This window comes from Burkholderia crassaminum (assembly GCF_964265005.1).
In the GTDB taxonomy this organism is placed as follows: domain Bacteria; phylum Pseudomonadota; class Gammaproteobacteria; order Burkholderiales; family Burkholderiaceae; genus Burkholderia.
The window spans coordinates 2568918-2593658 of record NZ_OZ183800.1 but is presented as its reverse complement, the minus strand read 5'-3'; the positions used below and the strand labels follow the sequence as shown (position 1 = coordinate 2593658).

At 64.2% G+C, this 24741-nt stretch carries 22 protein-coding genes; 14 read left to right on the top strand and 8 right to left on the bottom strand.

What is annotated here, in order from left to right:
* Positions 1-4: 4 nt before the first annotated feature.
* The 7 genes from ACPTTF_RS28575 to ACPTTF_RS28545 all read left to right on the top strand — a co-directional run bounded on the left by ACPTTF_RS28575 (position 5) and on the right by ACPTTF_RS28545 (position 11462).
* Entirely contained in the window at positions 5-1180 is a 1176-nt protein-coding gene (locus ACPTTF_RS28575; RefSeq protein WP_423369137.1) for a hypothetical protein, read from the top strand.
* Positions 1177-4983 (top strand): ImcF-related family protein, encoded by a 3807-nt coding sequence (locus tag ACPTTF_RS28570; protein ID WP_423369136.1) that lies wholly within the window; start codon positions 1177-1179, stop codon positions 4981-4983. Before ACPTTF_RS28575 ends, ACPTTF_RS28570 begins: the two co-directional genes overlap by 4 nt.
* Before the next feature lie 8 nt (positions 4984-4991).
* Positions 4992-6575 carry a type VI secretion system protein TssA gene (gene tssA, locus ACPTTF_RS28565; protein WP_423369135.1) on the top strand — a complete coding sequence of 528 codons (1584 nt, stop codon included), beginning with the start codon at positions 4992-4994 and terminating at the stop codon, positions 6573-6575.
* Between the two features lie 9 nt (positions 6576-6584).
* Positions 6585-8399: a type VI secretion system baseplate subunit TssF gene (gene tssF / locus ACPTTF_RS28560; protein WP_423369134.1), complete on the top strand. Its 1815-nt coding sequence runs from the start codon at positions 6585-6587 to the stop codon at positions 8397-8399.
* 56 nt (positions 8400-8455) lie between these two features.
* Positions 8456-9520: a type VI secretion system baseplate subunit TssG gene (gene tssG / locus ACPTTF_RS28555; protein WP_423369902.1), complete on the top strand. Its 1065-nt coding sequence runs from the start codon at positions 8456-8458 to the stop codon at positions 9518-9520.
* Positions 9521-9533: 13 nt separating this feature from the next.
* Positions 9534-10067 carry a type VI secretion system lipoprotein TssJ gene (gene tssJ / locus ACPTTF_RS28550; protein WP_423369133.1) on the top strand — a complete coding sequence of 178 codons (534 nt, stop codon included), beginning with the start codon at positions 9534-9536 and terminating at the stop codon, positions 10065-10067.
* A 207-nt stretch (positions 10068-10274) separates the two neighbouring features.
* Positions 10275-11462: a hypothetical protein gene (locus ACPTTF_RS28545; RefSeq protein WP_423369132.1), complete on the top strand. Its 1188-nt coding sequence runs from the start codon at positions 10275-10277 to the stop codon at positions 11460-11462.
* A gap of 101 nt (positions 11463-11563) precedes the next feature.
* Here ACPTTF_RS28545 and catC read toward each other — a convergent pair whose 3' ends face one another.
* The 3 genes from catC to ACPTTF_RS28530 are packed head-to-tail and all read right to left on the bottom strand — an operon-like array spanning position 11564 to position 13965.
* The gene (gene catC / locus ACPTTF_RS28540; RefSeq protein ID WP_059706458.1) at positions 11564-11854 is read right to left on the bottom strand and encodes a muconolactone Delta-isomerase; all 291 of its coding nucleotides are present in this window, start codon (positions 11852-11854) and stop codon (positions 11564-11566) included.
* Between the two features lie 43 nt (positions 11855-11897).
* The gene (catA, locus tag ACPTTF_RS28535) at positions 11898-12800 is read right to left on the bottom strand and encodes a catechol 1,2-dioxygenase (RefSeq protein WP_166954316.1); all 903 of its coding nucleotides are present in this window, start codon (positions 12798-12800) and stop codon (positions 11898-11900) included.
* Between the two features lie 31 nt (positions 12801-12831).
* Positions 12832-13965 (bottom strand): muconate/chloromuconate family cycloisomerase, encoded by a 1134-nt coding sequence (locus ACPTTF_RS28530; protein WP_423369131.1) that lies wholly within the window; start codon positions 13963-13965, stop codon positions 12832-12834.
* Between the two features lie 91 nt (positions 13966-14056).
* On the opposite strand from ACPTTF_RS28530, the gene ACPTTF_RS28525 reads away from it, so the two are divergent.
* Positions 14057-14947 carry a LysR family transcriptional regulator gene (locus tag ACPTTF_RS28525; RefSeq protein ID WP_423369130.1) on the top strand — a complete coding sequence of 297 codons (891 nt, stop codon included), beginning with the start codon at positions 14057-14059 and terminating at the stop codon, positions 14945-14947.
* A gap of 152 nt (positions 14948-15099) precedes the next feature.
* Here ACPTTF_RS28525 and andR read toward each other — a convergent pair whose 3' ends face one another.
* Positions 15100-16059: an anthranilate 1,2-dioxygenase regulatory protein AndR gene (gene andR / locus ACPTTF_RS28520; protein WP_423369129.1), complete on the bottom strand. Its 960-nt coding sequence runs from the start codon at positions 16057-16059 to the stop codon at positions 15100-15102.
* A gap of 213 nt (positions 16060-16272) precedes the next feature.
* Here andR and andAc point away from each other — a divergent pair, with 213 nt between their 5' ends.
* From andAc to ACPTTF_RS28495, 5 genes are all read left to right on the top strand, one after another.
* A complete protein-coding gene (gene andAc, locus ACPTTF_RS28515) occupies positions 16273-17544 on the top strand; it encodes an anthranilate 1,2-dioxygenase large subunit AndAc (RefSeq protein WP_423369128.1) in 1272 nt (423 codons plus the stop codon).
* 14 nt (positions 17545-17558) lie between these two features.
* A complete protein-coding gene (gene andAd, locus ACPTTF_RS28510) occupies positions 17559-18035 on the top strand; it encodes an anthranilate 1,2-dioxygenase small subunit AndAd (RefSeq protein WP_166954302.1) in 477 nt (158 codons plus the stop codon).
* Positions 18036-18055: 20 nt separating this feature from the next.
* Positions 18056-18382 carry an anthranilate 1,2-dioxygenase ferredoxin subunit AndAb gene (andAb, locus tag ACPTTF_RS28505; protein ID WP_423369127.1) on the top strand — a complete coding sequence of 109 codons (327 nt, stop codon included), beginning with the start codon at positions 18056-18058 and terminating at the stop codon, positions 18380-18382.
* Positions 18372-19592, top strand: a complete 1221-nt coding sequence (gene andAa / locus ACPTTF_RS28500) for an anthranilate 1,2-dioxygenase system ferredoxin--NAD(+) reductase (RefSeq protein ID WP_423369126.1) — start codon at positions 18372-18374, stop codon at positions 19590-19592. Before andAb ends, andAa begins: the two co-directional genes overlap by 11 nt.
* A gap of 213 nt (positions 19593-19805) precedes the next feature.
* Positions 19806-21092, top strand: a complete 1287-nt coding sequence (locus ACPTTF_RS28495) for a DUF445 domain-containing protein (protein WP_423369125.1) — start codon at positions 19806-19808, stop codon at positions 21090-21092.
* Positions 21093-21125: 33 nt separating this feature from the next.
* Here ACPTTF_RS28495 and ACPTTF_RS28490 read toward each other — a convergent pair whose 3' ends face one another.
* The 4 genes from ACPTTF_RS28490 to ACPTTF_RS28475 all read right to left on the bottom strand — a co-directional run bounded on the left by ACPTTF_RS28490 (position 21126) and on the right by ACPTTF_RS28475 (position 22721).
* The gene (locus ACPTTF_RS28490) at positions 21126-21428 is read right to left on the bottom strand and encodes a HigA family addiction module antitoxin (protein ID WP_166954294.1); all 303 of its coding nucleotides are present in this window, start codon (positions 21426-21428) and stop codon (positions 21126-21128) included.
* 12 nt (positions 21429-21440) lie between these two features.
* Entirely contained in the window at positions 21441-21728 is a 288-nt protein-coding gene (locus ACPTTF_RS28485; RefSeq protein WP_423369901.1) for a type II toxin-antitoxin system RelE/ParE family toxin, read from the bottom strand.
* Positions 21729-22100: 372 nt separating this feature from the next.
* Positions 22101-22400 (bottom strand): addiction module antidote protein, encoded by a 300-nt coding sequence (locus ACPTTF_RS28480; protein ID WP_039344756.1) that lies wholly within the window; start codon positions 22398-22400, stop codon positions 22101-22103.
* Between the two features lie 3 nt (positions 22401-22403).
* On the bottom strand, positions 22404-22721 hold the full coding sequence (locus tag ACPTTF_RS28475; protein ID WP_423369900.1) for a type II toxin-antitoxin system RelE/ParE family toxin: 318 nt from the start codon (positions 22719-22721) through the stop codon (positions 22404-22406).
* Between the two features lie 355 nt (positions 22722-23076).
* Between ACPTTF_RS28475 and ACPTTF_RS28470 the strand changes: the two genes are divergently transcribed.
* Entirely contained in the window at positions 23077-24717 is a 1641-nt protein-coding gene (locus tag ACPTTF_RS28470; RefSeq protein ID WP_166954292.1) for an acetolactate synthase large subunit, read from the top strand.
* The last annotated feature ends 24 nt before the right edge of the window (positions 24718-24741 follow it).

Here is a 24741-nt window from a genome sequence, read left to right as displayed (position 1 = left end):
CTCGATGATCGTCTGGACGCTGCTGCTGGTGCTCGTCATGGGAGCCGGGGCCGGGCTGACGATCACGTTTTGGCCAACGGACCGCCCGACGAATACGCTGTGGTTCTGGCTCTGTGTCGTTGGTTATCCCTTCCTGTTCTGGGCTTTCCTGCTATTTGCGTGGCTTGCGTATGGCTACACCCGTCGCAATCAGGCGATCGCGACCAACCGCGTTAGTGATGAGGCCGAGCAGGCATGTCACTCAATGGCGAGCAGACCGCTCGCGATACTGGGCCATGCATGGTGTTTCGCCGCGAACGATTCGGAGAATTCGCTTGAAGGGATACTGACGGGAACTGTAGCGGCGACGCTTCGGCCGAGCGGCGCGGTCGCGGATAGTGAAGTCAATGCACGCTGGCTCGACATCCCGGAGATGCATTTTCATCCAGGTAATGAGCTCACTGAACATGCACGCCATCATGCCGTCTGTACGTGGCTGCTCGAACGCTTGATCGATCGTCTCCTGCCGCAGCTCAATACACTTCCGCCGCGAACGAAGCTTCAGATCGATCTTCATCATCGATCCAGGCTGAAATCCGAGGTTTTCGACACCCGGCTACGGGAAGTGCTCACTGAACGAGTGCCTGCGTTGAAGGTGGACGTCACATCGGGTGAACACACGATTTCGCTCTTCCGAACGGACGCGTGGCTGGACAATCGAGCTGTCGATACGGTCCACCTGCTGGTCGCCGTTGAGCTTCGCAATGCAATCAGTTCCGTCCTGTCCGATGGCGTTGCAGAGGTGGGTGTCGCATTGCTCGTCGGACACCCGCGCCTGGAGTCACCGGCCATGCCAGTCGGGTTGCGGTTGCATCGCCCCGCCAGGGGCTCGCTCGATACCGCCGCTCGGACGCTTGAGCTTGCCGCGCGCTGGGGACAAACCTCGCACGACCGTCTGAGCACGTTGTGGACGCATGGCCTGACCGGCGACAGAGTCAGTGCAGTTCGGCAAGCCGCATCGTTTCCCGACGAGACGCGATGGATCTCGCTCGAGACGTCAGTGGGTGACTGTTCCGGCGCAGGGCCGTGGTTGGCTGTCACCCTTGCTGCAGAAAGTGCCCGGACAACGGGCGACCCGCAAATAGTGCTGTGTGGCGAAGGTGAAGAACTGATCGCCCTCATGTGCAGAAAGCAGATATGAACGATAACAAGAACGACAACAAGACTCGGCCGGCAGGCCTCTTCATAGGCATCGCGGCAGTGATCGTCTTCATTGCGCTCGGTAGCGCGGTATGGATGGAAGGGCCCCGTCACGGATGGTCGCGCGATACCCGGATCATCATCGAGCTTGTGCTGTTGGTGGGCTTGCTGATAGTGATCCTGTCGATCAAGTACTTCGAGTTTGTGCTGCTTTCAATTGCCTCGCTGAGAGCATCCCGTTGGTTTGCTCGTTACGATGCCGGAAAACGCGCAGCGTCCGTCGACCACAACGATCAGAGCGGTCCACCGGGGCCTGTCGACAGAGCTACGGCGCTGCGGAATCTCCTGCGTGACCGTCACGGCTGGCGTTGGCGCAATCGCGAACGATGGGTGCTAGTCGCCGGCGACCTGCCGCTGGTGAAGCGCTTGGCACCGGGACTTGCCGACACGGGGTATGTCATCACCGGCGATACGATCCTGCTGTACGCCAGGCAAACCCGAGACACGCTCGAGACGGAATGGCTCGATCAGATCCGCCGTCTGCGCCGGTATCGCCCGATCGACGCGATCGTTGCGGTGACACGCAACCGCAGTTCGGCGGACGTACCGTTCGACGTCGATGGCGTTCGCCGGCAACTCGCGCTTCACGCGCGTGCCCTGCGCTGGGCGGCGCCCGCATATCTGCTCGACGCCACCGATTTCGGCAGCATGACGTCGAGCCCGGATGAAGCAATCGGCTTTACCTGGTCGAACGCGTGCCTGAACGCAGACGGTATCGATTCGTCGCTGCAAGATCTCAGCTACGACCTGGCGAGCACGGGAGTTGTACGCCTCACCAAAGACGCACGGGATCGCTATCCCGTCGAGTTGTCGCAGCATATTGCCAATCTGCGCTCTGCGTTGACGAGTCTCGTGCTGGACGCTAACCAATCGCGTGCCTGGAAACATGGGGTTCACGGCTTACTGTTCGCGCCATTGTTCAAGGAGCGCGAACTCGAATCGCCGCTATCAAGCGATACGAGCGGCGACGACTCGCCACTCGGTCCTCAACATCGAACGATCTGGCAAACCGTCGCCGATCACAGCCGCAAGGTTCATGGTCGCCGCGTCGGCGTTTCGCTGTCGACCACGGCAGCGTGGATGGCGACAGCCGTGCTCGGCTGCTGGATTGCCGGCACGACGCTGTCCGGCTTCGTCAATCGCGCAACGATCGGAAGTGCAGTAGACACGATCGTAACAATCAAGGGAACCGAGGAGCCGACACAGTCGCTGCAGATGCTTGTCAACCTGGACAGGGAAATCGACACGCTTGAAATTCACCAGCGCACCCGCGCGTCGCTGAGTGCCCGCTTCGGCCTGAACCGCGACCACGCATTGCTCGATGCCCTCTGGCCGCACTATGCCGATGCGGCAAACCGCATTCTCGTCGGCCCGATTCGCCGGCAGATCGAGGCGCGACTGCATCAACTGGCATCGTTATCCGACGCAGAAATCGCCAGCGGCGGCGATGCGCAGGTACAGGCCGCATACGACACGCTCAAGACCTATCTGATGCTCGCGAAACCGGAGCACGCTGTGGCCGCATTCCTGACGCCCCAGCTCGTTGCGACGTCCATGCCGGCGCGCCCCGTCAATTCATCGTTGTCGCCAGGAAGATGGGAGGACTTGCGGCAGCAAGCCATTACATTCTTCACGAACCATCTGGGACCCGGTGCGAAGTCGACGGCGGCTGCGTTGGCAATCGTTCCGGACAGTACCTTGATCGTAGCGACTCGCCAGACGGTGATCGGCGTTCGGGGCATTCAGAATTCGCGGGACGCGGTCTACCAGCAGATCCTCGACGAAGCGACGCCGAAGTATCCGCCTGTGTCGCTTGCCACGCTGCTGGGTGACGCGGCATCCCAGGCCGGTGCAGGCGGCGCGACAAGCGGTGGCTTGTTCAACACGGCCATGACCGTGCCGGGCGTATTCACGCGCGCAGCATGGGACGAACGGATCGCCAAGGCCATTGACGAAGCGGGCGAGCAACACGACGTGGCAAGCGACTGGGTGCTTTCCGACACCAACGCCGCCGGCCAGTCCTCGTCGACACTGAAGGACGAACTGCGCCAACGCTATTTCGACGACTATGCGCGCGCCTGGGCACAGTTCCTCAACAGCGTGCGCTGGCAACCGGCACCGACGCTTTCCGCCACGGCCGATCAACTGACCTTGCTGGGCGATCCGCAACGTTCGCCGCTCGTCGCGCTGATGAATGCGATCGTCTATCAGGCGGGAACGGGGGCCAACACGCAGTCGCTGTCCGATACGCTGATCAGCAAGGCACAGCAGCTCGTCGGCGCCGACGAAAAGGATCCGTCGAAACAGGTCAAACCGCAGCTCGCGCCGCTGGCGGCTGCGTTCGGCCCGATCCTGCGTCTGACCGGCAGCGATCTCGTCTCCGGCGTACCGGCCAACGGCAAAACCTCCGCCGCGCAAATGGCCGCGACCGGTGATCTGAGCCTCGCCCGCTATCTGGAGCGCATCACGGCCATGCGCCTGAAGACGTCGCAGATTGTCTCCAGCGCCGATCCGGATGCGGTTGCGCGACTGGCAGCCCAGTCGGTGTTGCAAGGCAAGACATCCGACATCGCCGACAGTCGCGACTATGCGAGCCGGGTCGCCGCGAGCCTCGGCGAACAGTGGTCCGGCTTCGGCGCACTATTCCGGGCGCCGTTCGATCAGGCATGGCAGGTCATCGTGCAGCCTGCAGCGTCGAGCCTGAACGAGATCTGGCGCGCGGCGATCGTGGCCGACTGGAACAAGTCGTTCGGCGGCCGCTATCCGTTCGCGGATTCGGACAACGACGCGTCGCTGCCCGAAATGGCGCGCTTCATGCGACCCGATGGTGGCGTGATCACACAGTTCGTGACGATGCAGCTGGCCGGCGTCATCGAGCGGCAGGGCGACCGCTGGGTACCCGCGCAGGGCACCGATTCCGGTGCGCTGACGATCGATCCGGGCTTCCTGAGCGGATTGAACAAACTCACGCGCATTTCGACGGTGCTGTTCCCGTCCGGCGATACACGCGTGCGCTACGAGTTGCAGGCGGTGCCGACGCCGGGCGTCACCGACATGCGGTTCGTGTTGTCCGGCCGCGAATTGCACTATTTCAACCAGAAGCAGGAATGGACGCCGTTCGAATGGCCTGGCCAGTCGCTCGAAAACCTGTCGCATATCGAATGGCAGACCGAGCAGGGTGGTTTGCGGACGGCGCTCGATTCGCAGGGGCGCTTCGGCCTTATTCGCCTGTTCGAGCGAGCGAAGGTCACGCAACAGGACAACGCACGTTACCTGCTGACCTGGACGCCGGATACGAGCCAGGGCGTCCCGCTGAAGGTACAACTGCGCAGCGAGGCGGGCGCCGGCCCGCTCGACGTGCTCCAGTTGCGCAACTTCGTGCTGCCTGCACGGGTTTTCATGACCGGGGCGGCGAGCACCGGGCCGAAGGTGTCGACGGCCAGTCCGCCGCCGTTGCCGGCAGCGGCGATTGCCGCAGCCAGGCACGCTGCCGTGCCGTTGCCACCGGGGCTACCGGGTGCGATGACGTGGCCAGATGAAGCGATGCCGTTGGAGTCCAGGAAGGCGTCCCGTCGGACGACCGCAATAGCGGACGCACGTCCGGGCGTGTCCGTCGAGCAATCGCCAAAGAGCGATCCGCGGATCGCGGTGTCTTCGCTGGCGACGAATTCCGCATCTTCCGATGCCGCCACCAGACCGTTCGGACACGCCCTCCGTTTGCTGGGCGACGCATTTGCGTTCTGAGACCTGCCATGACGCTTGCCAATTTTGTAAAGACACTCGTCGGCGGATCTCGTGTCGATTCGCTACAGGAATCCCGGCAGACCACCTGGACGGCATGGCTGGCTCCGATACCCGGGGAACAAGCATGCGGCCGCGATCCCGGCTACGAGGATGCGTTCTTCGAACTGAAGGACGAGGCAAACAAGCTGTCGGGAATCGACGATGGACTGATCGTCCGCACCTGCGAGCAGTTGCTCAAGGAAACCGGGAAGGATCTGCGTCTGGTCGGCTACTACACGTTCGCGAGGCTGCGGCAGGACGGCCCGGCCGGTTTTGCCGACGGACTGGAACTGGCTGCTTCGCTAGTCGACCGGTTCGGCGAGGCCGTGCTGCCCGCGCGAGCCGAGGCGAAGCGGGCGGCGATGGAAATGCTGGCGACGTCACGCGTGATCGACACGCTGGACAGCCGTGGCGACTTTGCGCCACGCGATCTCGAGCGTGCGCTTGCTGCACTCGACGTGCTCGTCGAACAAACAGGAAACTGGTCGGAAGCTGCGCGGCCGAATTTCCTGTCGCTGGTTTCCCGCTTCGAGCGCAACGACGAACCGGCTGGTAGCGCTAATCCGGGCGCGACCGTGCCGCAAAAGGTCGTTTCGGTTCCCGCGTCGAGCGGGGCGATCGCGTCGGCGCGCGACCTGCTCGATCAGGCACGGTCGATGTCGGCGTGGCTGCGGGATCAGGAAAACGGCTATTTGCCGTCGGTGCGCCTCGTGCGCAGCGTTCGCTGGGACACCTTGCACGACGTGCCACCGGCAGATGCCGCATCGCATACGCGTCTGGCGCCACCACGCGCCGAGCTGCGCCAGCAGATGAAGCGCCTTGTGCTGCAGAAGCACTGGCACGAGTTGCTGGAGCGTGTCGAGGGCGCGTTCATGGAAGGCGTGAATCACCTGTGGTTCGATCTTCAATACTTCCAGCACGTCGCGCTCGATCACGTCGGCATGCCGTACAGCGCGTGGCGCGAACTGCTACGCACCGACTTTGCGCTGTTTCTCGAACGACTGCCGGGCATCGAACGGCTGGCATTCAGCGACGGCACGCCATTCGCCGACGACACGACGCTCGAATGGATTGCCCGGCACGCGGTCGTGCGTGACCTGGAGGCGGGCGAGACGGTTGCGCCGCTGTCGGTCTCCGCAGATAGCGAAGGCGACGCCACCGGCGACTGGCCTGAAATCGAGACCCAGGCCCGCGAACTGGCGGCTCGCGACGGCATCGAAACGGCTTTCGCTTGGCTTGAAGCGCTACCCGGCATGAAAACCGATCGGCATCGCTACCTGCAGCGGCTCGTGATGGCCCGGCTTGCCGATCATGCCGGCCGTCCCGATGCGGCGCTCGCGCTGCTTGCCGAGCTCGACGCATCGTCGCGGTCGCTGCCGCTGATGCGCTGGGAGCCGGCGCTGACGTTCGAAGTCAAGCAACAACTCGTCAAGGCGTTGAAAGCGATGAGCAGCCGCAAAGATGCCGATAAGTCAGCACTCATGCGTCGTGTTGCTGAACTGCAGGCCGAACTGACAGTGCTCGATCCCGCCCGCGCCTTGACCCTTTCGTAACGGATTCCCATGGACAACAATGATTCCATCCTGCGCTACTACGAAGCGGAAATGCGTTATCTGCGCGAATCCGGCAAGGAGTTCGCAAAAGCGCATCCCGATCGCGCGCGTCTGCTCAATCTCGATCGCGTAGGTGATCGAGATCCGTACGTCGAGCGGCTCTTCGAGGGTTTCGCATTCCTGACCGGGCGGCTTCGGCAAAAACTCGATGACGAATTGCCCGAACTGACCGAAGGTCTCGTCAGCCTGTTGTGGCCGCACTATCTGCGGATGATTCCGTCGCTGTCGATCGTGGAGTTGATGCCGTTCGCGGAGAAACTGCAGAAGACCGAAGTGGTGCCGGCCGGCGCACCCGTCAGGTCAGCCCCGATCAATGTTCCTTCGCCAAGTGGTGTCGAGGATTCTGCGCTGCGAACGATCCAGTGCCTGTACCGGACCACACAACCGGTCGCGCTTCATCCGATTACGATTACACACGCCGGTCCGGCCGTGCGCCATGACGGCCGGTCGGTGATCAGGATCGGCTTTGCATTGCAGGGATCCGCACTCCGCAGTGAAACGAACTTGGCTCGCCTGCGTGTGCATCTGAACGCGGATCTGCCGACCGCATTCGCGATGCATCTCGCGCTCACGCGGCAGGTCGACGCGATCCACTGGCGCGTCCCGGAAATTCGCGATGGCGAACCGGTGCCGCTCGTGGATGTCACGATCGAGCCCGCGGGCTTCTCGACAGAAGAGCGATTGTGGCCCAAGGCCGATGCCGCGTTTTCCGGTTATCAGCTTCTGCTTGAGTACTTCACGTTCCGCGAGAAGTTTCTGTTCGTCGACGTGTGCGGGCTCGATGTTGCGAAGCTTCCGGAAGGTGCGACCCGCTTCGAACTCGAAATCGTGCTGAAGCACGCGTATCCGTCGGACCAGCGTTTCAGCGCGGAAAACGTGCGACTGTTCTGCACGCCCGTCATCAACCTGTTCGAACTCGATGCCGAACCTATCGAGATCGATCATCACGAAACCGAATATCGCGTCGTGCCGGCCGGCCATCAGGGCGAGCATGTCGAAACGTATTCGGTCGACGCGATCGCGACATTCGACCACGATACGGCCGAACGATACGAATACGTGCCGTTTGCCACCTTCCGTCACCGCGGCGGCATGCTGCGGCACGAGGCCCCCGAACGCTATTTCCATACGCGCGTGCGTCCGGGCATGTCGGGAATACACGAAACCTGGGTGATTCTCGGTGGTCACGCGTGGGAAACGATGGATGCGCTTCCCGAGGAGAGCCTGTCCTTGCGCGTGACCGGTACCAACGGGATGCTGCCGCGCAAGGGGTTGCGCGAGGCAAGTCTCAACGAGATCGCGGTCAGCACGCAAAGCGTTGCGGGCGTGCGTAATCTCGTGTCGCCGACGTTGCCGCTGTATCCACCGACGGAGGATCGCTTCCAGTGGCGCGTGTTGTCGCATCTGGCGCCGAACTTCCTGTCGATGATGGACGCGGAAGTGCTGCGAGGCGCCCTAGCGCTTTATGACTGGACCAGCGACGAGCTGAACCGGCGGCGGCTCGCGGGCATTTTGCATGTGTCGCAGGAATTGATCGAAGAGGTGTCGGGCGGTGCCGTCGAGCGAGGCGTTTTGATCGAGATCACGCTGGATTCGCACGCATTTTCCGGCGAAGGCGACGTGATGCTGTTCGGGGAATTGCTGCATCGGTTCTTCGAGGCATACGCGGAAATCAACCTGTTTACGAAGCTGGCGATCGTCAGCCTGCCGTCTCAGCTTCGGACGGAGTGGCCGCGCGGCAAGGTGCAGAGGGCGGCATTGTGAGGCGCGCATTTAATCGGGCCGGTGTCGAAGCGACCGATGCGCAGGAGCTTCCGGCAATTGTCGGGGGCCTGCTGGCGCGTGCGCCGAAGATGAGCTTCATGCAGTTCTGTCGGCTGCTGGAAGCCTGTGATCCCGACGCGCCCGGATTCGGTACGCGCGATACGCTGGAACACGAGCCGGTGCGATTCCGGCCGCGTGCTCGCTTGGGCTTTCCGGCCGGCGAGATGGCCGCGGTCGAGGTCGACGACGAGGATGGCGATGCGCCGCCGACCATCCGCACGACATTCATGGGGTTGTACGGGGTCGATGCGGCGATGCCGTCGCATACGATCGACGAGATCGCGCTGCGCGAAGAGGGACATGAAGCGGTCGAGGCGTTTCTCGACCCGTTCAATCATCGCATCGCGACGCTGCTGTACCGTACATGGAAGAAATACCGCTATCCCGAGCGTTTTCAGGCCGGCGGTGTCGATGATTATTCCCGGAGCCTGTTGTGTCTGGCGGGGTTTGGATGGGGCGACAAACCTGCGCGTGCCGGTTTACCGGCGTCTCGAATGCTTGCGCTGCTCGGTTTGCTGATCCAGCGCACGCGAACGTCCGAAGGGCTTGCCGGCGTTATCGCATTGGCCGCGCCGCGGGCTGGCGTGCGCGTCGACGAGTTCTGGGCGGTGACGACGAGCGCGGGCCGGCCGCGGCCGCTGACGTCGACACGCCCGGCGATTGCAGCTTCACGGGACGATCGGCGCGTCGGACTCGGCGGCGGTTACGTGCTCGGCCGGCGCGTCGCATATCGCAGCCGTGCGGTGCGTGTGACGCTGCGGCCTGACGATGCGCAGCAGGCGCACGATCTGTTGCCGGGCGCGTCGTTGCATCGCGAGTTGATGGCGTTCATTCGGTTGTATGTCGGCGTGAAAGCCGATGTGCATTTGCGAATGGAAGTGTCGTCCCGTTTCGTTCCGGGTCCGGTGGTCGGGGCAGGGCGTGCAGATCCTGCGCCGCGTCTCGGCTGGACCACGGTGTTGCCCTCAGAGAGCGCGCGCTTGATCGATATCGCGCTCGGTGTCTACGAGGCATTTCCGACACCTCAATCGAACCTGCATCTCGTGCCGCGCACGATCTGATTCTGGAGCCTTCATGTTCAAACGAATGAGCGCGGCAACTGTTGCCGCAGCGTTGCTTCTGTCGGGCTGCGGTGCCTGGCAGTCCGTTTCGGATGCATCGTCGAATGCCTATCGTGCGCTGTTTTTCAAGCAGGTAAAGGTGTTGAATGTCGATCTCGCGGCACGGGCTGCACTGAATCCGGACGAGGCTGGGCGCGCGATGTCGGTGGCGGTTCGTGTGTATCAGTTGAAGGATCGCAAGGTGTTCGACGGGGCGTCGTATGACGATCTGATGAAGAGCGATCGGGCGGTGCTCGCCCAGGATCTGCAGGCTGACATGTCGACGGTCGTGAGTCCCGGGGCATCGGCAAGCCTGTCTCAGCCGATGCGGGGCGATACGCGGTACGTTGCAGTCGTCGCGTTCTATCGGGCTCCGGGAAACGGCGATGGGTGGAAACGTGTCGTCGAGAAAAGGAGGCTCGACGCCGACAAGCCGCTCAAGCTCGAATTGTCGATGAACGAATTGGTGGGCGGTCGCGATTCCGGAAAGCGCGGGGCGAGTCGATAGCTGACGGTGGAACTTTGCAGTGTCTTGAAATGGCCAACTGGCGGGGTGGACGAGGCGGCCGGATGCAACAGGGTACGGACATATCGACACGTGCGGTCAAATCAAGTAGCTTCCGGGGATCGACGCGATTCGTCTGCGTAATGGACTTGCGCGCCTGCGGGCCTGCATGCCGGCGCAGCGAATCCGTCTCGACGGAGAACAACAATCATGTCATTCGAACAAGCGGGCCCCACCGAATCGATCGAACACGATGACCGCGCCAGCCTGCTGATGGCACTCGAAGCCGGCGGCTATCTGACCGAGGAACAGGCGGCGCGCGTCACGCAGCGTCTGAAGGACGCACCGGCCGAGCTTCCCGATACCGATTCCTCACGCAAACTGCTCGACTGGCTGATCGCCGAGGGCTACACGACGTCGGACGCCGAGGCGAAAGCGACGCATGACTTGCTGGACGGCCAATTCGCTAGCATCGACGCGAAGCTCATCCTGATGAAGATGCTGGAGGAGATCGATCCGCCCCGGTTCGAACAGCGTCTGAACGAAACGGTCGCATTGATCCAGCGCGAGCAAAAGAAGAAGCAGATGCTGATTGGCTTCGGTGGTCTGGCTGCCGCGCTGGCGGTGGGCGCCTACCTGTTGTGGCCCGCATCGGCGCCCGCGTGCAGCGCGTCAAGCACTGTCAAGACGCTGAATTCGCTGATGTTCGACGCGCGCATGGACATGATGCGCAAGAACCCGATGCAGATGCTTGACAAGGGCAGCACGCCTTTTCCGCGCGTCAGCAACCACCGCGAAGTCGGCTACGACGAAGCCAATCAGGTGCGTGGCTGCCTGGCGGACCTGACTGTCGCCGACGAGCACACGACGCTCGGCTATGTGGTCCGGCACGACGACAAGGACAAGAGCGATTTCGTCGTGCAGACGTTCCCGGCGGAATACGTGACGGCCCGCTATAGCGCGCAGGGCCTCAACCCGAAGCTCGGCGCGCCGCTCGGGCGCGACGTCATCAGCACGGCGTTCATGACGGGCGTCGCGCAACTCGACAAGAGCGTGTCGGAGCGCTCGCCGAGCTACGGCAAGCCGATGCCCGGCAGCGACGAACCGACGACGCTGGCGAGCAGCGTGCTGGGCGTTATACCGTCCGCCGATTGCAAGCAGATCGACGGCGACCATGTGTCGTGTCCGTTGCTGATCGATTATCGCGATCGGCTGCTCGGCGCGATCGGCGCGCCGTCGATGCTGCAGTTGAAGGGCGATTTCACGTTCGTCAAGGATGGCAGCGGCTGGAAAACCGCCGACGATTTCGACAAGACGCTGATGCAGGCGATCGTCGCGCGACGTGTCGCGAAGGTGTACGGCGACGAAGTCGCCGACAAGATGGATGCGCAGAAGTAGGTCGCGCGGCAACCTGATTCACCGCTGCGGATGACGAAATGAAACGGGCGGCCCGCGATACGATCGCAGGCCGCCCGTCTTGTCAGTGCTCGATCGCCTGCTTAGCGATCGTCGTCCCGCACCGAAGACGGATGCCGGCACAGCGCCCGCACTTCCATCTCCATATACGGGAACAGCGGCAGCTGGCTCAGCAGGTCATGCAGCTGCTGCACGCTCTCGACATCGAAAATACTGACGTTCGCATACTGCCCCGCGATTCGCCACAGATGTCGCCAGGTCCCTTCGTTCATCAGCCGCTGGCACATCGCCTTTTCTTCCGCCTTCAGCGTGGCCGCCTTGACCGGATCCATGTCCGTCGGCAGACGGACGGTCATTTCCACATGAAACAGCATCCTGCACTCCTTGCGTTGTCGATTCGTCGAACGGGAAGTCCGCTCACGCCTGCGCGCGGGCTCGTTCGACTTCGCTTCCCGGCACGTCCTGCTTTTCCTTGAGCAGCGAGAAGTCGAAGTCGATCAGCGCGAACTGCCCGTCCACGCCATACGGCTTGCCTTCCGCGCCTTCCGCCTGCTTGACCGGCGGAATCAGCCCGTCGCGAGTCGCGAACGCGAAGTCATCCCACAGATGCGGATCGCCGTCGATGTTGATCTGCGTCGTCAGCTTACGATAACCGTCGGCCGAAACGAAGAAGTGAATGTGCGCCGGACGATGGCCGTGGCGGCCGAGCTGGTCGAGCAGTTGCTCGGTCTTGCTGCCCGGCGGCACGCTGTAGCCGACCGGCAGTACGCTGCGGAAGCTGTAGCGGCCTTCGGCATCGGTGCGGATCGAGCGGCGCAGGTTGAACGCGGGCTGCGACTGGTCGAAGTACGAGTAGTTGCCGAGATGGTTCGCATGCCACACCTCGACCAGCGCATTCGCGATCGGCGCGCCGTCGTGGCCGAGCACCTGGCCGCGCATGATCAGCGTCTGGCCCGGATCGGTGCCGTCGTCGAGACGTGCATGGCCGAGCGATTCCGGCGCTCCGGCGACATACAGCGGCCCTTCGATCGTGCGCGGCGTGCCGCCCTGGATGCCGGCCTTTTCCTCGGCTTCGTCCATGCGCACGTCGAGGAAGCGCTCGAGGCCGAGGCCCGCGGCGATCAGCCCGAATTCGCGGCCGGCTTCGTTCAGGTAGTTCAGTGCCGTCCAGAACTCGCTCGGCTGCACGTCGAAGTCCTCGATCGTGTAGCAGATGTCCTTCACGATCCGGTTGACGATCGCGCGCACGCGCGGGTTGCCGGGTTTCTCGGCGGCGTCGTCGAAGGTCTTCAGCAGTGCGTCGATGGCTTGCTTGTTCATCTGTGTCTCCGGTTTCGGTTGTCGTGTGGGGTCAACGGGCGTCGCGTCGCATCCGTTCGATGCGGGCCCAGTCGAAGGTGATGCCGAGGCCGGGCGTCGCCGGCAGGTGCAGCTGGAAATCCTCGTAGCGCAGCGGCTCGACGAGGATTTCCTCGGTGAGCAGCAGCGGGCCGAACAGCTCGGTGCCCCATTTCAGCGAGTCGAATGTGCTGAACAGTTGCGCGGACGCCATCGTGCCGGCCGCGCCCTCGAGCATCGTGCCGCCGTACAGTTCGATGCCCGCCGCCGCCGCGATCGACGCGACGCTCGCCGCGCCCTGCAGGCCGCCCGATTGCGCGATCTTCACCGCGAACACGTCAGCCGCGCGATCCTGCGCGAGCGCGAACGCATCGACGGGGCCGTGCAGCGCCTCGTCGGCCATGATCGGCACCTGCGCGAGCTGCGTGAGACGTTTCAGTCCCGCGCGGTTGGTCGCGGCAATCGGCTGCTCGACGAGGCTCACACCGGCGTCCGCGAGCCGCGCGCCGGCCCAGATCGCGTCGGTTTCGCTCCATGCCTGGTTCACGTCGACACGCACGTCGCCGCGCTCGCCGAGTGCGCGCTTGATCGCGACGACGTGCGCGACGTCGTCCGCGACCGCGTTCGAGCCGATCTTCAGTTTGAATGCACGGTGGCGGCGCGCGTCGAGCATCGCTTCGGCTTCCGCGATGTCGCGCTGCGTATCGCCGCTCGCAAGCGTCCAGGCGACGTCCACCGCATCGGTCCGGCGGCCGCCGAACAGCTCGGACAGCGGCACGCCGAGACGCTGTGCCTGTGCGTCGAACAGCGCAGTTTCGATCGCGCACTTCGCGAAGCGGTTGCCCTGGAACAGCTTGCGGGCGCGCGCCATCGCGGCGCCCGGGCGCGTCGCGTCCATGCCCTTCAGCAGCGGCGCGAAGTAGGTGTCGATGTTGACCTTGATGCTTTCGGGGCTTTCCTCGCCGTACGCGAGACCGCCGATGGTCGTCGCCTCGCCGACGCCTTCGATACCGTCCGTGCATCGAACACGGACCAGCACGAGAGTCTGGCAATTCATCGTGGCGACCGACAATTTGTGGGGCCGAATCGTCGGCACGTCGACGAGCAGCGTCTCGATGCGTTCGATGGTGGCGGCAGTTGCTATCATGCGATTCCTCCTGTTGGTGCACATGGTAGGAATTCCCGCCCCGCGTCGTCCAACACTCTTTCCGACTACTTCCATACCTTTGAGGCATGAAATGGAATTGCGTCAGCTCCGCTACTTCATCGCCGTCGCCGAGGAAATGAACATCACGCGGGCCGCGGAGCGCTTGCACATGACGCAGCCGCCGCTGAGCCGCCAGCTCCAGGCGATCGAGGACGAAATCGGGCTGCCGCTGTTCGAGCGCGGTGCGCGGCCGCTGAAGCTGACGGATGCGGGGCGCGTGTTCTATGCGCAGGCAAAGCGCCTCGTCGACCAGGCCGACGAGCTCGGCCCGCTGACGCGGCGGCTCGCGCAGCTGTCGGAGCGGATCGTGATCGGCTTCGTGCCGTCGACGCTGTACGGTGCGCTGCCGGACGTGATCCGCGCGTTTCGCGAGGCGCAGCCGGACGTCGAGCTGTCGCTGATCGAAATGTTCACGCTCGAACAGCTCGGCGCGCTGAAGGGCGGGCGGATCGATGTGGGTTTCGGCCGGCTGCGGTTCGACGACGACCAACTGGTGCGCGAGGCGCTGATCGAGGAAAAACTGATCGCGGCGCTGCCGGCCGGGCATCCGCTCGCCGATCCGGCCCGGCCGCTGACGCTCGCGGATATCGCGAACGAGACGCTGATCGTCTATCCGAGCACGCCGCGGCCGAGCTTCGCCGATCAGCAGCTGTCCGCGCTGCGCGACGGCGCGCTGGTGCCGGCGGCCGTGCACGAGGTGCGCGAGCTGCAGACGGCGCTCGGGCTCGTGGCCGCGCAGGTGGGCGTGTCGCTGGTGCCGGAGAGCGTGGAGGGGGTGCGCGTGAAGGGCGTGGTCTACCGGCGGTTGCCGGAGCCGGCCGCGACGTCGCCGATCATCATGAGCCGCCGGCTGCACGGCGAAAGCGCCGCCACTGCCGCGTTCTGCGCGATTGCGCGGGAGATGATCGGGTCTACGGCTTGACGAGCGTCGCTGCGCTCAAGTACCGCAACTAACGGTCTGTTTCGGCGCGCGCCGATGAATGCGGAGAAGGTGTCGCAATGTCACGCGCGCCGATGCAAGCCCCGCCCGGTCGTACAGGTCATAGGCCGCAGGCTGCGTCAGCGAATGCGCCGCTATCGCTTCGCGTCGAGCGTTTCCGACGGCGATTCCCCGAACTTCTCCCGATACGCGATCGCGAATCGCCCGAGGTGGGTAAACCCGCAATCGAGCGCGACATCGGCGATCCGCCGGTCGGACATCGCGCCGCGCAACAACTCGCGTGCATGGTCGAGCCGCGTCGCGCGCAGGTATTGCATCGGGCTCATTCCGCGGAACTGCAGGAACGCGTCGCGCAGCGTCCGTTCCGGCACGTTGGCGGCCTGGACGATATCGGCGAGTTGCAGCGGCTGCGTGTAGTGCGCGTTCACGAACTCCTGCGCGCGCCGCACGAAGCCCGGCGCCGGGTCGCGATGTGACGCGTGCAGCACGGACGGCGGGTGACCTTCGATCAACAGGTCGATCAGCAAGTGCTCGAGCTGCGACGCGACGCGCGGGTTCGCGTTCGCGCGTTCGAGCAGTTCGGGCGAACGCGCGACGAGCATCAGTTGCTGGCGCCACGCGGCGAGCGCGGCGTCGCTGACATGCAGCACGGGATCGAGCGTCGCGCGCGGGTCGCCCGTCAGCGAGCCGACCGTTGCCGCGTCGATGCGCAGCACGAACTGCTCGCAATCGGCGGACAGCACCGCGTCGAAGGGCTCCCCGGGCGCGCACAGCACGCCTGTCTGGCCGTCGACGCCGAGCTGCCGCCCCATCGCGCGCACCTCGGCCTGGCCGGACAGGCAGAACATCAGCAGGTAGTAGCCGTCGACCGCGTCGACCTGCACGCGCATCGCGTCGCCGAATGCGATCGTGCCGATACCAAGCCCGCCGAGCCTGACGAAATCCATGTGCGACGCACCATGCGTGCGGCCGTTCGGCAGCAGCGCATGCGGCTGCATCACGCGCGAGATCCGCTCGCGCGTCTCGTCGAGATCGCGGGATTCGAACAGCCGGTGCGCGCGCAGCGCGAGCGGCTCGAACGACGTTGGGGACATGGGCCTCAGCCTTTGTATGAGCGACGTGCGCTTCGATCCGATGAATGGGTCGCGATCGTGCGCAGGGTCGTGTGTGCCGCCATGCTAGCGCAGAAATCCGCCGAAAGTGGATATTGCGCCGCCGCAATCGCACTTTCCGGATAGACGGCGAATATTAGCCTTTCAAAAATGGACTCCATCTTGTTAATGAAACGGAACCACAAGGAGTCCGACATGGAGCAGACAGAATCGCCCGTCATGTTCGCCTCGCGCGACGACGCGTCCGCCGTGAGCTTTCCGCACGACGACGGCTCGCGCGTGCCGTACAAGGTGTTCAGCTCGCAGGCCGTCTACGAACGCGAGCAGGAACGCATCTTTCGCGGCCCGACGTGGAACTTCGTCGCGCTGGAAGCGGAAATCCCGAATGCCGGCGACTTCAAGAGCACGTTCGTCGGCGATACGCCGGTGGTCGTCACGCGCACCGAGGACGGCACGCTTTCCGCGTGGGTGAACCGCTGCGCGCACCGCGGCGCGCAGGTGTGCCGCAAGTCGCGCGGCAACGCGAGCTCGCACACGTGCGTGTATCACCAGTGGAGCTTCGACAACTCGGGCAACCTGCTCGGCGTGCCGTTCCGGCGCGGCCAGAAGGGGATGTCCGGGATGCCGGCCGACTTCGACCCGAAGCAGCACGGGCTGCGCAAGCTGCGCGTCGACAGCTATCGCGGGCTCGTGTTCGCCACCTTCAGCGACGACGTGATGCCGCTGCCCGACTATCTCGGCGAGCAGATGCGCCCGTGGATCGACCGGATCTTCCATAAGCCGATCGAGTATCTCGGCTGCACGCGCCAGTATTCGAAGTCGAACTGGAAGCTGTACATGGAGAACGTGAAGGACCCGTATCACGCGAGCATGCTGCACCTGTTCCATACGACCTTCAACATCTTCCGCGTCGGGATGAAGGCGCGCTCGATTCCGGATGCGAACCACGGGCTGCACAGCATCATCACGGTGACGAAGACGAACGACGATACGTCGGCGGCGTACAAGCAGCAGAACATTCGCTCGTTCGACGAAGGCTTTCATCTGGAGGACGAATCGATTCTCGATCTCGTGTCGGAATACGACGAGGACTGCACGAACCATATCCAGCCGATCTTCCCGCAACTCGTGATCCAGCAGATCCACAACACGCTGGTCGCGCGCCAGATCCTGCCGAAAGGCCCCGACAACTTCGAACTGATCTTCCATTTCTTCGGTTACGCGGACGACACGCCCGAGCTTCGCGCGCTGCGCATCAAGCAGGCGAACCTCGTCGGACCGGCCGGCTATATCTCGATGGAGGACACCGAGGCGACCGAGCTCGTGCAGCGCGGCACGGTGCGCGACGGCGACGCGACGTCGGTGATCGAGATGTCGCGCGGCAATCCGGACCAGCAGGACACCGTGATCACCGAAAGCCTGATCCGCAAGTTCTGGGTCGGCTACCAGAAGCTGATGGGCTATTGAGGCGGGAGAGCGAAATGACGGAAGACATGAAGACGTGGTTCGAGATTTACATGCTCCAGAACCGCTATATCGGGCACCTCGACAACAACCGGCTCGAAGCATGGCCGACGATGTTTACCGAGGACTGCACGTACGAAATCGTGCCGAAGGAGAACGCCGACCTCGGGCTGCCGGTCGGGATCGTGCACTGCACGAACCAGCGGATGCTGCGCGACCGCGTGGTGTCGCTGCGGCACGCGAACATCTACGAAGAGCATACGTACCGGCACATGACGTCGGGCCTGACGATTGTTGCGGAACGTGACGGCGAGATCGACACCGAGAGCAACTACGTCGTCGTGCAGACGCGCAGCAACGGCGAGTCGAACGTGTACCAGGCCGGCAAGTACTACGACACGGTTGTGCGCACGCCGGACGGGCTGCGCTACAAGACCAAGCGGGTGATCTACGACACGTCGCGCGTGCAGACGCTGCTCGCAACCCCGATCTGATACGGAAGCAAGGAAAAGTCATGACCGAAGCAACGCTCGCCGAGTGGCATCCGCTCGGCGCTTTCGACGAATTCTCCGAAGACGAACCGGCGGCGCGCGTCGCCGGCCAGAAACCGATCGCCGTGTTCCGGCTCGGCGACGAGCTGTTCGCGATGCACGATCTCTGCACGCATGGCCATGCGCGGCTGTCCGAAGGCTATGTGGAGGACGGCTGCGTCGAATGCCCGCTGCACCAGGGGCTGATCGACATTCGCACCGGTGCGCCGAAATGCGCACCGATCACCGAGCCGGTGCGGACCTATCCGATCCGGATCGTCGACGGGCAGGTGGAAGTCAATGTCGGCTGATCCGTTCGTGATCGTCGGCGCCGGCCACGCGGCGCGGCGCACGGCCGAAGCGCTGCGCGAGCGCGATGCAGCGGCGCGCATCGTGATGATCGGCGCGGAGCGCGAGCTGCCGTACGACCGGCCCGCGCTGTCGAAGGATGCGCTGCTGAGCGATGGCGGCGAGCAGCGTGCGTTCGTGCGCGATGCCGCGTGGTACGACGCGCAGCGCATCGAGCTGCGGCTCGGCACGCGTGTCGACGCGATCGAGCGCGATGCGCTGCGCGTGCAGCTCGACGACGGCACGACGCTGCCTTACGCGCGGCTCGTGCTGGCGACGGGTTCGCGGGTGCGCACGTTTGGCGGCGCAATCGACGAAGGTGTCACGCCGCATTACGTTCGCACGGTCGACGATGCGCGCGCGTTGCGCACGCAGCTTTCGCCGGGCCGCCGCGTGGCGGTGCTCGGGGGTGGTTTCATCGGCCTCGAGGTCGCGGCGGCGGCGCGCCAGCTCGGATGCGACGTGACGGTGATCGATCCGGCGCCGCGCTTGCTGCAGCGCGCGTTGCCGGAAGTCGTCGGCGCGTATGCGCATCGGCTGCATGACGCACATGGCGTGCTCTTCCAGATGGCAACGCTGCCGCGCGCGATCCGTCGTGCGCCGGGCGGCGGCGCGATCGTCGAGACCGATCGTGGCGACGTGCCGGCCGACCTCGTCGTGGTCGGTATCGGTGTGGTGCCGAATGTCGAGCTTGCGCAGGCAGCGGGGCTCGAGGTCGACAACGGGATACGCGTCGACGCGGGCTGCCGCACGGTTGATCCGGCGATCTTCGCGGCGGGCGAGGTGACGATGCACTTCAATCCGCTGCTCGGGCGTCACGTGCGGATCGAATCGTGGCAGGTGGCCGAAAACCAGCCGGCCGTCGCGGCCGCGAACCTGCTCGGCGCCGACGAAACCTATGCCGAACTGCCGTGGTTGTGGTCCGATCAGTACGACTGCAACCTGCAGATGCTCGGGCTGTTCGGCAGCGAACGCACGATCGTCGTGCGCGGCGATCCGGCGAGCGGGCCGTTCACGGTATTCGGGCTGGGTGACGACGGCAGGATCGTCGCGGTGGCCGCGGCGAACCTGGGGCGCGATATCGGCGCATCGCGCCGGTTGATCGCGGCGGGGGCGGTGCCCGATCCGGTGAAGCTCGCCGATTCGGCGGTGAACCTGAAGACGTTTCTATAACGGCGGCAGGCGCGGTAAGCAAGGCCGGCGCGGCGGACGGATTGTGTGTCGGCGCCGACGTCGCCGGCCGTGCGCTTGCAGGACGGTTGCGTGACGTGGCGGGCGATGTGATGCGCGGAGGCGGTCGCGCGGGCCCGTCGCGCGTCATGCCGCGCGTTTGTCGGCCGGTGCAAAATCGGGGATATTAGCGGCATCGCCGATTCGTCTGCCGCCATGACGCCTGACAAAGCCCTCGAACTGAAACGAAGCAAGCGCCGCGCGCTGTGGCTGCTGCTGGCCGCCGTCGCGGTGTTCGTCACGACGATCCTGTTGCCGCGTGGCCCGTGGGTCGACGGCTTCAAGGCCGTGGCCGAAGCCGCGATGGTTGGCGCGCTCGCCGACTGGTTCGCGGTCGTCGCGTTGTTCCGCCGTGTGCCGATTCCATTCGTGTCGCGTCATACCGAGATCATTCCGAAGAACAAGGACAAGATCGCCGACAACCTCGCGGTGTTCGTGCGCGAGAAATTCCTTGGCCCCGACGCGCTCGCCGCGCAGATCCGCCAGCACGATCCCGCGCAGAAACTCGGCGCGTGGCTCGGCGAGCCGGCGAACACCGATACGCTCGGCGGCTATGTGACGAAGCTGATGAGTTTCGCGCTCGACATGACCGACGACGCGCGGATCCAGTCGTTCGTCCACGACGCGTTTCGCGCGGTGATCGACCGGGTCGACCTGTCGCAATCGGCCGGCGCGATCCTCGACACGCTGACGAAGGACGGCCGCCACCAGGTGCTGCTCGACGATGCGATCGAACAGGTGGTCGACGTGCTCGACAAGGAGGAGAACCGCGAGGTGATCGCGGGATTCATCGTCGAATGGCTGAAGACGCAATACCCGAAGGTCGAGAAGATCATGCCGACACAGTGGTTCGGCGAGAACGGCGCGCGGATGCTCGCGAGCGCGGTGAGCCGCCTGCTGGAGGGCGTGGCGGCCGACCCGGAGCATGAGCTGCGGCAGCGCTTCGACCGGACGGTCGTGCGGTTGACCGAGCAGTTGAAGCACGATCCCGTGTTCATCGCGAAGGGCGAGGAGATCAAGCGCTATGTTCGCGACGGCGCCGCGTTCAACGAGTATGTGCGCGACTTGTGGGATCAGTTGCGTGCGTGGCTGAAGGCCGATCTCGCACGCCCCGATTCGGCGCTGCACCGGCAGGCCGCGACGCTCGGTGGCTGGCTCGGTGCGCGGCTTGCGGAGAGCCCGGCATTGCGCGCGTCGCTGAACGAGCACGTCGAGAAGGCGGTGCACGAGATGGCGCCGGATTTCGCGGATTTCCTGATGCGCCATATCCGCGACACGGTGCGCAACTGGGATGCACGCGAGATGTCGCAGCAGATCGAGCTGAACATCGGCAAGGATCTGCAATACATCCGCATCAACGGCACGCTGGTCGGCGGGCTGATCGGGCTCGGGTTGTATCTGGTGTCGCTGGTGCCGCGCTGGGCGGCCGGGTGGTTGCATTGACGCGGTCACGCCGGCGAACTGCGGCTGCGGTGCTTACGCGTGCGTGCGCTCGCGCGGTTCGACCTTGCGGTCGATCTCGCTGCGCGTCGGCAGTGTCTTGAGATCGTAGGCGGTCTGCAGGTTCAGCCAGAATTCCGGCGACGTCTCGAAGTAGCGCGCGAGCCGGTAAGCCGTATCGGCCGTGATACCGCGCCGTTCCTTGACGATTTCGTGCAAGCGTGTCGCCGGCACGTTCAACGCGAGCGACAGTGCGTTGACGCTCATGTCCAGCGGAACGAGGAATTCTTCCCGCAGGACTTCGCCCGGATGAATCGGGCGCATTCCATTCTTGAGCATGCAAAGCTCCAGTCAGTGATAGTCGACGATCTCGACCTGGGTCGGGCCATCGTCACTCCATTCGAAACAGACCCGCCATTGTTCGTTGATTCGGATGCTGTGCTGACCATCCCGATCGCCTTGCAATGCTTCGAGCCGGTTGCCGGGCGGTGCTCGCAAGTCGCGCAATTCTTTCGCGGCGGCGACCATTTGCAGTTTCCGGGTAGCAACGGTTTCGATCGTACGGAAGCGCTTTGGTGATTCTCCGGCAAACAGCAACCGAGTATCTTTGCATCGGAACGATCTGATCATTACGGGCATGGTATTACGTTTGGCGTAATACGTCAATAGGGGTGAAATGATTTCGACGACGCTTACGTCGAAGCGCCTCTGCGTGAAATAACCAATAGGAATGCTGATTGATAGGGAGTTGATGAGATCATCGTGCGATGGCAGGTTTCGCCAATGCATGCCGGCCGGTTGCCGTCGTCCCGACGAGTATAGGGGCGCACGTCGCCTTTACGGGGCCGATATGCCATTCGGACGATCTATTGCATCAACGGCACGCTGGTCGGCGGGTTGATCGGGCTTGGGTTGTATCTGGTGTCGCTGGTGCCGCGCTGGGCGGCCGGGTGGTTGCATTGACGCGGTCGCGGACATCGCGCGGAGGGCGCGACGGGCCGTGCCCGCGCGTCATGCGTGCGCTTTCGAGCCGTGCAGTTGCAGGCCGAGCGCCTTGATGACCTTCAGGATGGTGCCGAAGCTCGGGTTGCCGTCGTGCGACAGCGCCTTGTATAGCCCTTCACGTGACAGGCCCGCATCGCGCGCGACCTGCGACATGCCACGTGCGCGTGCGATTACCCCGAGCGCGTGCGCGATGAAGGCCGGATCGTCGCCGGCTTCCTGCAGGCACGCTTCGAAGTAGTCGGCCATGTCGTCTTCGGTCTTCAGATGGTCGGCCGAATCCCACGGCCGGGTGCTGATCTTGTCCATCGATTACTCCATGTCGAGATGCGCGAGCATCGCGTGCGCGGCGCGTATGTCGGCCTGTTGCGTCGATTTATCGCCGCCGCAGAGCAGGATGACCCAGATCGTTCCTCGCCGGACGTAGTAGACGCGATATCCGGGGCCATGGTCGATACGCATTTCGACGACCGGCGAGCCGGCGGATTTCCAGTCGCCCGGATTGCCCATCGACAGGCGGTCGATGCGCGCCTGGATGCGGCGCTTTGCGACGCGATCCTGCAGGCCGGCAAACCATGCGTCGAAGACGGTGGTGGTCCGGATGCTGAACGTAGGCGCACTGTAGGGCATTGATTGCAGTATGTCAACCATGGTTCACAGGTGTATCGGGCTGTTCCGTTGCCGCTACATTAGGGCCGCCTGCTTCGCTTGGGCGCCAAATGGCCGTTTGGCCGAAGTCGACATTTCCCGAATCCGTCTACAATCAAAAACGTCCTTGCCGCCCGCGCGCTTGCCGCGCGCGGGCGGATCCGTTTGTCCTCCGGAATCCGGAGGCGCCGCCGCGTATCGCGTGTTGCGTGTTGCGCGGCGGGCAGTGCCGTGGTTTGTGTCCAGTAGGTAAAGCGTCCGCGTGCCGTAGGCCGGCGCGCGTTCTGAACGCTGCGTGTCCGTAGGCCGGGCAGGCGGCATCAACCGAGAGTCCCCCATGAAAGCATCGGATCTGTTCGTGAAGGCGCTGGAAGCCGAAGGCGTCGAGTACGTGTTCGGCATTCCAGGCGAAGAAAACCTCGATCTGCTCGAATCGCTGCGGCGATCGAAGATCAAGCTCGTGCTGACCCGGCACGAGCAGGCGGCCGGGTTCATGGCCGCCACCTACGGCCGCCTGACGGGCCGCACCGGCGTGTGTATCGCCACGCTCGGGCCCGGCGCGACGAATTTCGTGACGGCCGCCGCGTATGCGCAGCTCGGCGGGATGCCGATGCTGATGATCACCGGGCAGAAGCCGATCAAGTCCAGCAAGCAGGGCCACTTCCAGATCGTCGACGTGGTCGACATGATGCAGCCGCTCACGAAGTTCACGCGGCAGATCGTGTCGATCGGCAACATCCCGTCGGCCGTGCGCGAGGCGTTCCGTCGCGCGGAGGAGGAGCGTCCGGGCGCCGCGCACCTCGAACTGCCGGAAGACATCGCGCACGAGGAGGGTGACGGCAAGCCGATCCCGCGCAGCTACAGCCGGCGGCCGGTGGCCGAGGAAAAGGCGGTCGCGCACGCGGTCGACGCGATCCAGGCCGCGCGCCATCCGCTGCTGATGATCGGCGCGGGCGGCAACCGCAAGACGACCCGCAAGATCCTCGGCGAATTCGTCGACAAGACGGGCATCCCGTTCTTCACGACGCAGATGGGCAAGGGCGTGATCGACGAGTCGCATCCGCTGTGGCTCGGCAACGCGACGCTGTCCGACGGCGACTTCGTACACCGCGCGATCGAGCATGCCGACTGCATCATCAACGTCGGCCACGACGTGATCGAGAAGCCACCGTTCTTCATGCGCGCGGACGACAAGACCGTGATCCACGTGAACTTCCTCGGCGCGCAGGTCGATCCCGTCTATTTCCCGCAGATCGAGGTGGTCGGCGACATCGCGAACGCGGTGTGGCAGATGACGGAAGCGATCGCGCCGCAGCCGCACTGGGATTTCGCGCGCTTCGCGATGATCAAGGAGCATTTCGACGCCCATCTGGAGAAGGGCCAGCACGATCCGCGCTTCCCGATGTATCCGGTGCGGATCGTCAACGATCTTTACAACGCGCTGCCGGTCGACGGCATCGTCTGTCTCGACAACGGGATGTACAAGATCTGGTTCGCGCGCTACTGGCGCGCGCACGAGCCGAATTCGCTGCTGCTCGACAACGCGCTCGCGTCGATGGGCGCAGGCCTGCCGTCGGCGATCGCGACCAAGATCGTGCATCCGCAGCGCAAGGTGATCGCCGTGTGCGGCGACGGCGGCTTCATGATGAATTCGCAGGAGCTCGAAACGGCCGTGCGGCTGAAGCTCGACCTCGTCGTGATGATCCTGCGCGACGACGCGTTCGGGATGATCCGCTGGAAGCAGGAGAACATGAACTTCCCCGATTTCGCGATGACGCTGCAGAACCCCGATTTCGTCGCGTATGCGCAAAGCTACGGCGCGCACGGGCACCGCGTCGAATCGGCCGACGATCTCGAGCCGCTGCTGCGCGAGTGTTTCTCGTCGCCGGGCGTGCACGTGATCGACGTGCCGATCGACTATTCGGACAACGAGCGCGTGCTGAACCGCGAGATCAAGCGCCTGTCGGCGCAACTCTGAATTCCCCGTCCACCGGAAGGAGTC